Consider the following 12,093-nt stretch of genomic DNA (forward strand, 5'->3'; position numbering starts at 1 on the left):
TCCCGAACCTTCTTGTTCAGGGCTTTCACCTCGGATGCGCTTACAACCTCATCACCGGATTCAATCGCGGACATGCCACCGTCTTTCATCAGCTTCTTCCAACGGAACAACAGACTTGCTGATATACCATGACGCCTGGCTACAAGCGATACCGACATGCCTGGCTGCTCACACTCTGCAACCATGAATGCTTTCTCCTGCGCGGAATACCGGCGACGGCGCTGCACTCCGGTTATGACTTCGATTCTCTCCACCTTGGACACTCCTTTGCACTAGGTCTATGCCTAGGCCTTTGCTTCTACCAAGGTGTCCGGTTTAAATGGGGGCTACTACATTAACGGAAGAAGAGTTTCAGAGGAAGAAGGCTGAAATTCTTAGTCCTGGCAATAGCCAAGACACTGCTTCTGGACCCCAGTCAATAGAAATTTGGAATCCAACTGCAGCCGCGAATTGGAGCCTACTTTTTAGCCCAATCTTTGGCGCATTTCTTCAGGCCAAAAACTGGAAGAGTCTTGGAGAGCAGAATAAATCAAAAAGTTCGATGCTTTGGGTATACCTCGGCTGTTTAATAATTTTTCTAGTATTAATTGTCCCTGGACTGGCAAAATATGGAAGTGGAATTGGTATTATCTGGCTTCTATTTTGGTATTTCACCGCGTCCAAAAGTCAAACAAAATATGTAAAAGAAAAATATAATGATGAATACGAAAAAAAGGGATGGTTTAAACCAATAATAATAGCTATAGGATTAATTTTTTCACTAATTATAGTAACGGCGGTATTTGAGTCAACGAACAAGTCTGGATTCAACTTATCTTCAGATGATCCAAGTGTAGCAATGGTTAAGGACGGAAGCCTTTATACATGTAAAAGTCACACAGTAGAAGAATTGGTAAATAGTTTTATGGGCAATCCTTCTTGGGCGTCTGGAGTATCTGATAGTGGAGTTGAGTTTGTAAATATAGAAGGAGATATTATGTACGCAAATAAGGAAGTTAGAGCCACACTCCAGTTAAAAATAAATGAAAGTGAACAGTCTTTTGAATTCCAAGCAATAGAAATGAATGGTGTTCCTCAAAATAAGATGATTGCCAACGCACTCTTAAATAAAATGTGCGACAGTGCATCCCAGTAATCGACGCCTAACAAGTGGCTGTTGTCGGACGCACCTACGCTGGCGCTCCGGCGCGCCGCAAAGCCAAGCGTTAGGCGTCCCCCACGCACCCGCTGCGTTGGCTCAGCTTGTTGCATCGAAGTTCATTTCAACTAGAAAAGAGGTGAGACATGAGACAGATTCTCCCAAACGCACACGGAATGGTGTGCTTCTGCGTGGCACTGGCGATCGGTGCGGGCTTTCCTACACAAGAGGCTGTCGCCCAGAGTGCGCCCGCAATGGGAACCGCCAAGGCGCAGCCCGAGTACGTAAAGACCGTACGCGAGATTTCGCTTGCGTCGGCACAAAGGCTCCTTGCTAATGGCTTGGAGATCGCCGGGCAGCGCGAGATGCGACTGGCGATTGCTGTCGTCGATAGCGCCGGTAACCTGCTGGCCTTCGTGCGGATGGACGGAGCCTCGATCGTTACGATTGACGTGGCGGTGGGCAAGGCGCGGACTGCGGCCTTTCTCAAGGCACCATCAAAAGTATTCGAGGACATGATCAATTCTGGCCAGCCATCCATGGCGACCACGCCAGGGCTGCTGCCTTTGCAGGGCGGCATCCCGGTTGTTTTCGACGGAGAGGTCATTGGCGCGGTCGGCGTCAGCGGCTCTTCCGGCGAGAACGACCAGACAGTCGCGACACGAATCGCTGAGTCCTTCGCCCGGTTCTGACAGCGCCGTGATACTTGTGAGCAAGGCTAAGACCGGAGTGGCGCCTAACAATTCATTCAAGCCGACGCCGCTTCGCGGCGCGGCTTAATTCAGGCGTTATTCCGAAATCTGAACGTTCGCTTTGCGACCGCAACGAAACCACCGCTGTTTACAGTTGCAGCTCTTCGCGGTGCTTGTGTACTTCTTTTCAGATGCGCCTTCATTGCGCATAATATGTATTCTCTCGCGACACCTTAAAGATGCTTGCCATGATCGATCTTCAACAAATGAGAGCAGTTCTGGAAGCCCTACCAGACCCCGCCTTTATCTTGTCACGCAGCGGTAAATATATAGCGGTGTTTGGCGGTCGTGATGCACGGTATTACCACGATGGCACCGGGCTAATCGGGAAGTATATTTCAGACTTGGTCAAACCCGACAAAGCTGAGTGGTTTCTTGAACAGATAGGCCGTGCGCTTGAATCGTGTAAGTTATTGGTTGAAGAGTACGAGTTAAGCAACAGGGATGTTAGGGGCTTGCCGGATGAAGGGCCGGAAGACCCCATCTGGTTTGAAGGCCGCATTCAGGCTTTAGATTTTCAGGTAGATGGAGAGCCTTTGGTGCTTTGGGTCGCAAGTAATATTTCAGAGCGACACGAACTTGAAATCAGACTGCGGGAGCTAAGTGACACAGATCAGCTAACGGGACTTTTCAACCGGCGGAAACTGGAGCACGACCTTGCGTTGCATTTTGAAACGTTCACGCGTCATGCCGTGCCGACTACAGTTTTGATATTTGACGTGGATAACCTAAAAAAGATCAATGACTCCAAGGGGCACCATGTAGGGGATGAAGTTCTCCTTGCAGTGGCTAATACCTGTCGGTCAGAACTTCGAAAAACCGACATCGCTTGTCGTTTCGGAGGGGATGAGTTTGTAGTTTGCCTACCCAACACCGCGCCAGATCGCGCATTAAAGTTTGCAGAGCGATTGCAGCAGGACTTGCGGCAGGCTTTGATGGATTTTTCAGTGGGCGATATTGCTGCAACAATCAGCTTGGGTGCCGCCAACATAAGCTCTGAAGATCGTTCCTATGAAGACACTCTCAAACGCGCTGACGATGCCCTCTACAAAGCTAAACGTCTGGGCAAGGACAGGATTGTGACTGCATGACATGGTCTATTATCCTCAGACCTCGTTTTTGACTTCCTTCTTACGCATGTTTTTGCGCGGTTTTGGAAAGAAGCCTTTCCGGCTTGGATCAGAATATCCGCTCAACGACTTTCCGCATTCCAAGCGACAGCTAAACAAAAGCGAACATCCGCGCTGCGCCCTATCAGCACCAATCTCCTCTCCGCAGAGTCGAAAAATTTATCCCCTTCGGATGGCATCCTATACCTCGAAAACTCCATTCCAGTTCTTTAGAACTAGGGCAACTCCGGGGGCATGGGTGAATCGGGGTCACATTGAGTAATTAACCCCGCGAGATTGTAAAACGGGTTACCTTCGGACATAAAGTTTGCCGCTATCTGAAAGTTGAGGAGTTAGAGATGCCTCAGCTGAAGTCGCCTGCTTCGATTTTGGCGAGAACCTGACAAACCCGCCTGCATCCTTTAGTTGTTCTGAGGAGCTCGCTGGGGGTATATCCTCCTAGCGCATTGACCGGGCGTTCTAACCATTTCAGAGCGATCTCTCCAGACTCAAACACCGTCTCGGCCATCTGCTGTACCGTTACCGGTGAAATATCGTGCATTTCAGCTTTTCTTTCACACATAAACCTGCACCATTCTCAAATGACCGCGTTGTCCGATAATCACTTTGGCAGATCTTGTTCTACCGGATATCTGGTCCGCTGTGCCTGATTCTGGCCCTTGGCACTCCCAAGAAACTTAGGTGCCAGTAGCAAAAAGGGCGAGAACTTCATTCCAGTACTGATTGCTAATACGGAGATCCACTTCCTCCTCATTTTGGATTTTGCTAACTTGATCAGGATCTTCAACTGACGCTTGCTCACCCAGATCTAATGTGAGGGCAAAGTTATCGTCTTGGTAAGATTTCATTGCTTTCGATTTCTGAGTGCCCAGAGTCTCCGAATCCAGGGCGAATGAAACAACCCTGTCTCCCGGAAGATCTTCTCCGATACTGCGAGCAAATTCCGCTAAGTTTGGTTCAGCCAGCACGTAAAGCCAAGCACTTGTATCTGCCGGATCCTCTGGCTGTCGCCTGAGAATCCGGCCGAGAACCTGCCGAAAATGCAGTTCCGTTCGGATTCGACTGAGGTGGCAGCAAACCTGAAGTCTCGGAATGTCGGTACCTTCGCTGATCATTCCAACCGAGATCATCCAACGATCAGACGCCGTCTTGAAATCGGATATAATGCGCTGTGCCTCAGGCGTTTGATAGGTAACGATGACTGGATGCTCTCCGGCCATCGCAAGGCGTCCTGCTATTTGTTCAGCGTGTGCCACAGATGCTGCGACAACAAGCCCTCCTGCGGAAGGCGTATGATCGCGTATGCTAGTCAATTTCTCTGAAGCCTTAGAGAGAACCTGGTCAATGATTTCATCTCTGAATAAGAAATCCTGATAGGTGATGTGCTCACTTTTGAGAGACTCGCTGATACTGGCGAACGTTTTACACCCGAACTCGGCAGACTTTAGGTTTATCTCGCGATTGTCTGTAAGAACGATCTTCGGTGCCCGGCATACGCCATCCAGAACAGCTTGTCGCAGACCGTACTCGTAATCACAGGATATCTGTCCATTATATGTCGTGTACTGAGACAGAACGATTGGGCTGTCGTCAGTTCGCCACGGAGTGCCTGAGAGCGCCATGGTGTAGCGTGCTCTCCCTTGGATCTTTTCCAAAATTATTCGTCCCCAGCGATTGCCAATCGGGGAGTTCTCCCAAACGAGTCCTGAACAGTGATGAATTTCATCGAGCACCACCAGGACGCGATGTTCGCGCAATACCTCCCATAGTTCTTCTGGCAGAGTGTCCATGGATTGGTAGGTGTAAGATCCGCCCGCCGCCCCTATCTGGCCATTAAAGCTCCGTCCAAGAGTTTGGCGGAATGTGGCTGCAACACCGTTAGCAACAGCGCGAGATGGCGAAAAGCAAATTACAAAATCGATTTCATCTAGCTGGAAAAGTGCCTTGGCAACCGACGCCACCATCACCGTTTTGCCGGCGCCAGGTGTCGCGTGGCAGAGAAAGTGGGACTGGTTCTGATAGACGACCAGAGCTCTTTCAATGCATTCAACCTGCCATTCGCGGAGTGGGATCATGAATTACATCCGATATCTGCCAGTATTGTTTCCACAGCACGCAGCTGACCCAGGAGCTTTGTGCTTCGGTCGCGAGACTCGAAGTATTGGGTCCTGACCGCGTGCTGAAGAGCTGGAAATTGATTGTAGAGGCGCTGGTATTCTTCCGCCTCGCCAATACTTGTCATTAATTCAACCTTTCGCTTCGAAAGCTCCTCTTTCAACCCTTTCAGTGTCGCCGGATCCATTAAGGGCTCGTTTTTCCGCGTTGTTTGAGCAGAAGGGGAGCGTTTGTTTTTCAAAGAAATTCCGGAAGGCACACCTCGGTAGATGAATTTGCAGCCTCTTCCTGTCTCACCTTCGTGCCTTTCTATAACACCCGCAGACTTTAGACGGAGCAATTCTTTATAGATGTATTTACGAATCGAATTTCGATCAGGAACCTCTGAGGGGGAGATCTGAGCTACGTAAAGATCGCGAATTGAAGTCGTTGAAAAGGGGCTGTTTGCCAGTTGCTTCATGAGCGAAAGCAAAATGTGATCGACGCGAATTTGCTTCATTTCGTTCATTGGAGAGTCCTAATTTGGTGCGACGGTCGATCGGGTCGACTTTGCAAATGGGTAGTATATGCCGTGGCTCCATATGCCTCAAGGAACCATAGTCTTACTCTTTATGAGGGTAAGAAATGGGTTCTCTTGTTTGTGAGGCTTTCGGGCGGAATCTTCGAGCAATTCGAAAATCAAAAGGATTCTCCCAAGAGCGCTTAGCGCATGATGCTGAGATAGATAGAAGCTATGTTGGCAAGATCGAGAGAGGGGAGGTCAACATTACACTCGAAAAAATTTATGTGTTCGCTCGGCTGCTTGAGTGCTCGCCAAAAGATCTGATAGCGGACTTTAATCAGCTTTAGAAGCTACTCTTTGGTTTCCTGAGCAGATTGCTGGTCTTCAAATACCGGCGTGGTGAATTAGCTATTTTTGTGGTCAAGAGCGGCTTGACCTTTTCTCGCGCTTCGCGATTCACCCAAGTTATTTGAAGTCCAGCAATGATCGATTAAGGTCAAGTAGCGGAACAGGGACAGGTCCCGATCACCTCCAACGGCGATGAGGGGGGCATCTTGTGCTGGCATCAGCCAAACCCCGAGTCCCTTTTCCTACTTTCCAGCAACAGCCTTAAAAAGCTGGCTCGCCGATTGTTGTTGCTCTCCGATTTAACGATAGCTGCAAATTCTTTGGCTTGACCAACGATATGTATTTCGGCTTCGGCACGAGTGACTGCTGTGTAGAGCCAGGCGCGGTCAGAGATTCTCCCCATCTTGATAGCCACGATGATTCTCGGGAATTGGCTTCCTTGGGCCTTGTGAAGGGTGATGGCGTAACCAAGCTCCATACAGCCGAGCACTTCTTCGTTGATCGGAATGGCTTCACCGGTATCCAGAGTGACGACACCAAACGTTTCCTGCTCATCCTCATAGCCCCGTTTAGTTGAGGATAAGATGCCAAGGGCGCCGTTTTGGATGCCGATGTTGTAGTTGTTCTTGGTGAACAAAATCGGGTCGCCCAATCTTAAATCTACGAAGTAGTCCTCCCCGTGCAACCTGAATTGCAGCCGTTCTCCATCTGGATTGATCAGCTTTTGACACTCGACGTTCAACTTGCTGATGAGGGCCTTAGTGGCCCCGATGATTTGAGTGTTGCGGGGCGAATCTGCGTAGAGACTCTTACATTTTTCCACCAATTGATCCGGAGGCGCTTCATGAAAAGCAATCGCCCCGACAGATAGCGATGGAGGCACCTCACCTCGATTGATTGTTGCGGAGTATTCCGGTATGCCCGTTGAGTCTTCCTGACGCTTGACGATGTTCAATTCTACGGTGGCGACTTCGTCTGACTCAACCAAATCAGAGAGCACCTTGCCGCAGCCAATCGGCGGCAACTGATTCGGGTCGCCGGTGAAGATGATGCGTACTGACGGGTGCAGATGTGTGACGATCTGATACATCGTCGGCAAGTCGATCATGCTGGCTTCATCGATGATCAAGAGATGTTTTGGCTGATCCAGTGAGGGCGAGATCGGCTCTTCTCTCAGCAAACGAGCAATCGTCATGGTGAAGAACCCGATGCTTTCGTGCAGCCGCATGGCTGCCCGGCCTGACAACGCGACGGCATGGATTTCATAGCCTAGCGACTCATAGGCTTTGAGGACTGTCCTGAGTACGGTGGTTTTGCCCGTACCAGCACTACCGGTAATGCAGGATATGGCATGGGTAAGACTGGACTCCACCGCTTCTAATTGCCGGTCTGTTAGGTCGTACGGAAGCTCCAAAACCGCACTGGTCAGAGCCTCGAAGACCGCTTCATCTACATCTGGTGTTGCCGCCAGAGCCATGAGTCGATTGGCTACGACCGACTCCATAATGTACTGCGCCGTTGGATGATAGGTCCCTAACTCTGGGTGCAGCATGAACTGGGCGTTCTGGTACCCATTGCCAAAGGCCTTGGAGACCAGCGCCGAATCTCCCAGCAGCTTTGTGACCATCGGCTTGAGTGTCTGATGGGTAGAGTATGTATGGCCCGACTCAACCTGTTTACGTATGGCATGTTCTACGCTGGCTGATAAACGCACCGGATCAGCTATCGAGAATCCGAGGCCGCTCGCTATCTTGTCGATATCCTTGAACTGCATGCCGAACCCCAATAAGGCATAAGGGTTCGTTCTGATCAATTCTACCGTTCTTTCGTCGTGATACTTCAGCATGCGGTGCTGAATGCTTAAAGGGATGCCGATAGAGGCCATCCAGTTGGCGTGAGCGAGGTTGCGGTACTTGGCATAACCCGCATAGAGAGCGTTAACGGAGACTTCGCTAAGTAGCTCCCGGAGCCGCTTTCGGTGGCAGGGGACGTCCGACGCCAGGATTTTATGAAGCGCGCTGCCAAGGGCCTCCCATAGCTCCCTAGCTTTTGACTCGCCGATACCGGAAAAATCTCTTTCACTGGCGATGAAACGAATCAGCGCCTCTCCAGTTTCAGGAAGCGTACACTCCATCCTTTGAGGTGCTTGATAGAGATGCTGCTGCAGTTCGTAATCGCCGGATTGAATTGTCTTAAGCTGTCGCAAACCGCGAACGCGCCATTGTTGCCCGATTGAGGGCTGAATAGGCAGCGAATCGCTCTCGCATTTGACAGTGACAATGTATTTACCGCTGTTTACGCGATAGCTGTCGGCGGTGAGGGGTACGCCTGAGAAAATCGTGTATTTGAAGCTGTGGTGCTGGCAACTGGTGACTCGAAAGAAGTCCTGATTCATTGGGGTGCTACCCCAAATTCGTAAAGGACCTCGGACAGCTCTGCATAACGTTTGAGTTGAGCCTCCAATGTTGCCACTCGGGCTTTGAGTTCTACGTTTTCCTGTTCGAGTGTGGATAGGCGCTTCGACTCAGCGGCACGATTATTAGCCCCCGCATCATAACGCTTCGGTTCGCTTGGCTGGGCCTGTGCACTTTTCGTGAGTGAGGGCAGGACTCCCCGATCTCGCAGTTCTTGCTCCAATCTCTCCAGTGATTCTTTAATCGCTGGATTTTGGCGCAAAGCACTTTTTCCGATGCCAATAGCTTTGGCAATTTCACCACGGTTAAGTTGGCCGCGATGAACAATTTGCCTAAAGTCTTCATCGTTCTGTGTCGCCGACCAAATGTCAAAAGCGCTTGAATTCCTTAGGGCTTTCTGTTGACCATTTGCCATCTCAATCCCTTAACCTCAGCATACGAAGAACATCGAGGGATAGGTTTTCTATAGTTCTTTGATACACCGCCTCCACGGTGCCGTTCAGCTGATTCTGGGAAGCCTTTCTCTCTGACTGGAGAAGTCTAACTAAGTATTCTTTATTCTGCTTCTGAAGGCCTTTATCAACATGCGCCAGCCTCCTCTCTTTGGCGGCGTTCAATTTCTGATTGATCTGCTCAAGGTATTCCGTAAGATCTGACGAATAGGAGACGCTATTGAACAGCGGCTGAGGAGCGACTCCAATGGCACGACCAAGCTCGCTCTTTTGGATGAGATAATCAGACTTCTTGGAAAAATGGGATTTTCGAGAATGTCGCCTGATGTACTCTTTCTTTTGCTTTTCCAGCCCAATCAAGGCATTAAAAGCCTTCAAAGAGCTGTTTTTCGGTGTAACCCAACTGGGAAACTGACTCTCTTCGCTGACTTCATTCTTATCGAGAAAATTTTCAAAATAATCAGTAGGCACGTTACAAAACCTCACATTCTTTTGCAGCCATCTCTAAAGACTCAATGAGATAGTCAATAAATTCATCGTATTTTTTGTTGTTACTGTTCCGCCTCAAATCCTCAACTCTCTTTAAAGCAAGTTTAACCGTCTGAATGTGTGGCTCTTTTATAAAAAAAGGCAGATTCGGATTTCGACAAACATCAATATCATATTTTGTATAGACGACAATTCCGTTGAAATTGCCGCTAGCGATGTCGGCGTTAATACATCCCAAACACAGCTCCGGACTGGCGTTATGCCGCTGTGGAGTACCGTTTTGGGAACACTTAGCAAATTTCTCGGTGCCAAATCTTAAAAAGCACGTAGACCAAGGATTTGCCTTGAGATCAGCAACTTTGTCGCTAGCAATTCTATGCGCAAGCTTCTCGTAGTCGTCTGGGGAAACGACCTTTGTAAGCGAAACAGCTTTGGACAAATATCTTTCAAATTGACCGGCAAAGTCTCTGTTTCGGTCTGACAGAGCTCTTAACTCCTGGCGGACGATACTGTTAATTACAGTCCGTTTGGCCACCTGATAGACGGCGTTGGTCTCCTTGTCTCGCAGATATGCCATGAAGAAGCGCTCATCCAAATGTTTAAAGTTGGCCCTTATAAACTTACCGACGTCACCGCGATACCGTCTCAAGACAGCCTCAGCCCAAATGTGCCGAAATGCGTGAGGTGTTGGATAACTAATACCGGCCAAAATCTCACTGCGCAGCCGCTTTGTTTTTGACCGATGGACTTCGCCGGAACAACCCTTGACAAACTCCAGAGAATCCTCACTCAGCGTCTGTTCCAATACCCTTCTAAAGTTATCTTCAAGTTCACCATCGCGATACTTTTGCAGTATTTTAGCTAGCGGTTGGTTATCAACCAACCGCCAAACCGCGGCAGAATCTCTAACATCATCCCTGATTTTAAGAAGCTGTTTCGTTTCACTGGAATCTAGATCGTACAAAGCTTCAAGGCGTTTTAAACCTGATTTAACTACCTCTGTTTGTGTACTCGCATTTTTAAGCTGTTCCAAAGCGTCAAGCTGAGTGAAAGCTTCGTAGTTCTGACAGAAGTCGGCCCATAGGAGCGTTACCCGTCCATCTAAATAAGCTTCAGAGCGCGACACGTTCCGAGTGGTCTTGGGCAGATAAAGCGCTGGCTTGCTGGGGTCATCACTGTTCAGTTTGTTCAATAAGTTGGCAATGATGAAGGTTTGGAGGGTAACCTCTCGTTTAAGGGGCGTGGTCTTGCTCCCTTTCCTCGATGTCCAATTCACGTAAACCCGCCATGGCGTAAAGTAGTTGTCGACTACATCGTGATTGGCTTCCAATTTGAAAGCGTTGAGGGGAAATCCAAATTCGCTTTTCCTCCAGCCGGTTAAGCCGAGGGTCAACGTGATACCTCCAGCCTCAACACAGTTACAATAATACTTGACGTAATCTATACCAACGTTAGATGTTAACTCGTCTGGCGACACGGATTCGCTATAAGACCTCGCCTTTGTGTGGTTAGCGTATTCCTCGCGCAAAAATCTCAGAATTTCCCGCTTAGAATTTCTTAAAGATCTACTCAACTTACGGACCGCCTGATGACAAATCGCCTCGAAACTGTCGAAGTCAAGCTGGTAATTAAAGTCACAACGCTGCAAACATGCAACATATTCCAGAAAAAGTGCTCGGCTCGATTTAGAAGTAGCACCAATATATTCCGAAACCATGAAAGCTCTTAAAAATTCGAATGTATCAAACCGAGCAGGAAGTTTCGCGAGCTCACAAATACTCTCAAATGTTTCTTGCTTAAATGCCTGTAACTGGAAGGAAATTGCATTAAAATTCTTTCTAAACGTTCCACAAACAAAATCCTCTATGAGCGTTTTGTTCTCTTCCGACCATTTGTCGAATGCCATGTCGACGTCCGACATTATACTTCTTCCCATCAGGACTTTGCCGGCATACGTCGTTAAATCAGTTTTCAGACCTAGTATTTCGTGCCCATCTGTTTCAATACCTTTTTTCGTCTTACGGAAGGCATAGGCGACCTGAAATCTACTTTCAAAGACATTGGAGCAGTGATCAATGTAGTGTTTTCCGATATCAAGGCCAAGATAATTGAAGCTCTTGCCTTTGATGTAATCGGACAGGGTCATGTCAAGTAATGCAAGAGTGGTATCATTTAACGACTTCTGGTACACAGCCAGTTGACAGCTCTCTAAAACATCCCCGCAACCCAGGTTTCGAAGATTAGCTGATAGCTTTGTAAAGGAAATGTGCGATAATCGCGAGGACCAACTGGGTATCGTCTGTCTTTTTTTCGCGAAACCTTCGTCTAGGTCATGGGTAAGAATGTAAGAGAAATAGTCAGCGAGATTATCGTTCCGGATAATTTTCAGACCGCTTTCCGAAAGGTAGCAAAAGGTCAGCGCAATAATTTGAAAAGTTTCGTTCAAAGCACCAAATGTTTTGCCTTTTGATTCTAGCATATCAATGAATAAAGCCTTTGCGAGAACCTCCGTAGACACAGACAGTCGGTAGCCCTGGAATACTAAATCCCAATGGCCGTTAGACTTTACAAAGATCTCGTTGAGACTAATGAAATCATAGGTTCGCACGTAACCTTTACTGCCTTCAGAGACAAAGGACCATATCGGGTTCGTGAAGGCAAAGGGTTCCGGCTTAGGGAAATTTTTTAGACGTTCCCCATAGTACGAAGTAAATAATGCAAATTGATCCGATTCGTTCTCTAGGACTAACATC

At 48.5% G+C, this 12,093-nt stretch carries 12 protein-coding genes; 4 read left to right on the forward strand and 8 right to left on the reverse strand.

All coding sequences use genetic code 11. The annotated features are described in order from the left end of the window. Window positions 1-254, reverse strand: a 254-nt coding sequence (locus BM035_RS13770; RefSeq protein WP_139216015.1) for a transposase, incomplete at its 3' end; no start/stop codon positions are given. Window positions 255-319: 65 nt separating this feature from the next. Between BM035_RS13770 and BM035_RS13775 the strand changes: the two genes are divergently transcribed. The 3 genes from BM035_RS13775 to BM035_RS13785 all read left to right on the forward strand — a co-directional run bounded on the left by BM035_RS13775 (window position 320) and on the right by BM035_RS13785 (window position 2,981). Further along, window positions 320-1,135 (forward strand): hypothetical protein, encoded by an 816-nt coding sequence (locus BM035_RS13775; RefSeq protein WP_092032559.1) that lies wholly within the window; start codon window positions 320-322, stop codon window positions 1,133-1,135. 149 nt (window positions 1,136-1,284) lie between these two features. Beyond that, window positions 1,285-1,830, forward strand: a complete 546-nt coding sequence (locus BM035_RS13780) for a GlcG/HbpS family heme-binding protein (RefSeq protein WP_217646353.1) — start codon at window positions 1,285-1,287, stop codon at window positions 1,828-1,830. Between the two features lie 248 nt (window positions 1,831-2,078). Beyond that, window positions 2,079-2,981, forward strand: a complete 903-nt coding sequence (locus tag BM035_RS13785) for a GGDEF domain-containing protein (protein WP_053115071.1) — start codon at window positions 2,079-2,081, stop codon at window positions 2,979-2,981. Between the two features lie 382 nt (window positions 2,982-3,363). Here BM035_RS13785 and BM035_RS13790 read toward each other — a convergent pair whose 3' ends face one another. The 3 genes from BM035_RS13790 to BM035_RS13800 form a co-directional block, all read right to left on the reverse strand. Next, window positions 3,364-3,582, reverse strand: a complete 219-nt coding sequence (locus BM035_RS13790; protein WP_082220585.1) for an MbcA/ParS/Xre antitoxin family protein — start codon at window positions 3,580-3,582, stop codon at window positions 3,364-3,366. Window positions 3,583-3,697: 115 nt separating this feature from the next. After that, window positions 3,698-5,095: a DEAD/DEAH box helicase gene (locus BM035_RS13795; protein ID WP_053115073.1), complete on the reverse strand. Its 1,398-nt coding sequence runs from the start codon at window positions 5,093-5,095 to the stop codon at window positions 3,698-3,700. Further along, the gene (locus tag BM035_RS13800) at window positions 5,092-5,643 is read right to left on the reverse strand and encodes a hypothetical protein (protein ID WP_053115074.1); all 552 of its coding nucleotides are present in this window, start codon (window positions 5,641-5,643) and stop codon (window positions 5,092-5,094) included. The genes BM035_RS13795 and BM035_RS13800 overlap by 4 nt, the downstream gene beginning before the upstream one ends. A 116-nt stretch (window positions 5,644-5,759) precedes the next feature. Here BM035_RS13800 and BM035_RS13805 point away from each other — a divergent pair, with 116 nt between their 5' ends. Further along, the gene (locus BM035_RS13805) at window positions 5,760-5,984 is read left to right on the forward strand and encodes a helix-turn-helix domain-containing protein (protein WP_053115075.1); all 225 of its coding nucleotides are present in this window, start codon (window positions 5,760-5,762) and stop codon (window positions 5,982-5,984) included. 218 nt (window positions 5,985-6,202) lie between these two features. On the opposite strand, the gene BM035_RS13810 is transcribed toward BM035_RS13805, so the two are convergent. The 4 genes from BM035_RS13810 to BM035_RS13825 are packed head-to-tail and all read right to left on the reverse strand — an operon-like array spanning window position 6,203 to window position 12,092. Beyond that, a complete protein-coding gene (locus BM035_RS13810) occupies window positions 6,203-8,380 on the reverse strand; it encodes an ATP-dependent DNA helicase (protein ID WP_053115076.1) in 2,178 nt (725 codons plus the stop codon). Further along, complete coding sequence (locus BM035_RS13815) at window positions 8,377-8,814, reverse strand: VPA1267 family protein (protein WP_053115077.1); 438 nt, start codon at window positions 8,812-8,814, stop codon at window positions 8,377-8,379. Before BM035_RS13815 ends, BM035_RS13810 begins: the two co-directional genes overlap by 4 nt. A gap of 1 nt (window position 8,815) precedes the next feature. Then, the gene (locus BM035_RS13820) at window positions 8,816-9,322 is read right to left on the reverse strand and encodes a hypothetical protein (protein ID WP_053115078.1); all 507 of its coding nucleotides are present in this window, start codon (window positions 9,320-9,322) and stop codon (window positions 8,816-8,818) included. Window position 9,323: 1 nt separating this feature from the next. Further along, a complete protein-coding gene (locus BM035_RS13825; RefSeq protein ID WP_053115079.1) occupies window positions 9,324-12,092 on the reverse strand; it encodes a hypothetical protein in 2,769 nt (922 codons plus the stop codon). Between the last annotated feature and the right edge of the window lies 1 nt (window position 12,093).

It is taken from the genome of Marinobacter sp. DSM 26671, from assembly GCF_900112835.1.
GTDB lineage: Bacteria > Pseudomonadota > Gammaproteobacteria > Pseudomonadales > Oleiphilaceae > Marinobacter > Marinobacter flavimaris.

What these genes read in the sequence shown, in the direction of transcription:
- BM035_RS13775 (WP_092032559.1), top strand. Translation starts at nt 320, where the DNA reads ATGGGGGCTACTACATTAACGGAAGAAGAGTTTCAGAGGAAGAAGGCT.
- BM035_RS13780 (WP_217646353.1), top strand. Translation starts at nt 1,285, where the DNA reads ATGAGACAGATTCTCCCAAACGCACACGGAATGGTGTGCTTCTGCGTG.
- BM035_RS13785 (WP_053115071.1), top strand. Translation starts at nt 2,079, where the DNA reads ATGATCGATCTTCAACAAATGAGAGCAGTTCTGGAAGCCCTACCAGAC.
- BM035_RS13790 (WP_082220585.1), bottom strand. Translation starts at nt 3,582, where the DNA reads ATGTGTGAAAGAAAAGCTGAAATGCACGATATTTCACCGGTAACGGTA.
- BM035_RS13795 (WP_053115073.1), bottom strand. Translation starts at nt 5,095, where the DNA reads ATGATCCCACTCCGCGAATGGCAGGTTGAATGCATTGAAAGAGCTCTG.
- BM035_RS13800 (WP_053115074.1), bottom strand. Translation starts at nt 5,643, where the DNA reads ATGAACGAAATGAAGCAAATTCGCGTCGATCACATTTTGCTTTCGCTC.
- BM035_RS13805 (WP_053115075.1), top strand. Translation starts at nt 5,760, where the DNA reads ATGGGTTCTCTTGTTTGTGAGGCTTTCGGGCGGAATCTTCGAGCAATT.
- BM035_RS13810 (WP_053115076.1), bottom strand. Translation starts at nt 8,380, where the DNA reads ATGAATCAGGACTTCTTTCGAGTCACCAGTTGCCAGCACCACAGCTTC.
- BM035_RS13815 (WP_053115077.1), bottom strand. Translation starts at nt 8,814, where the DNA reads ATGGCAAATGGTCAACAGAAAGCCCTAAGGAATTCAAGCGCTTTTGAC.
- BM035_RS13825 (WP_053115079.1), bottom strand. Translation starts at nt 12,092, where the DNA reads ATGTTAGTCCTAGAGAACGAATCGGATCAATTTGCATTATTTACTTCG.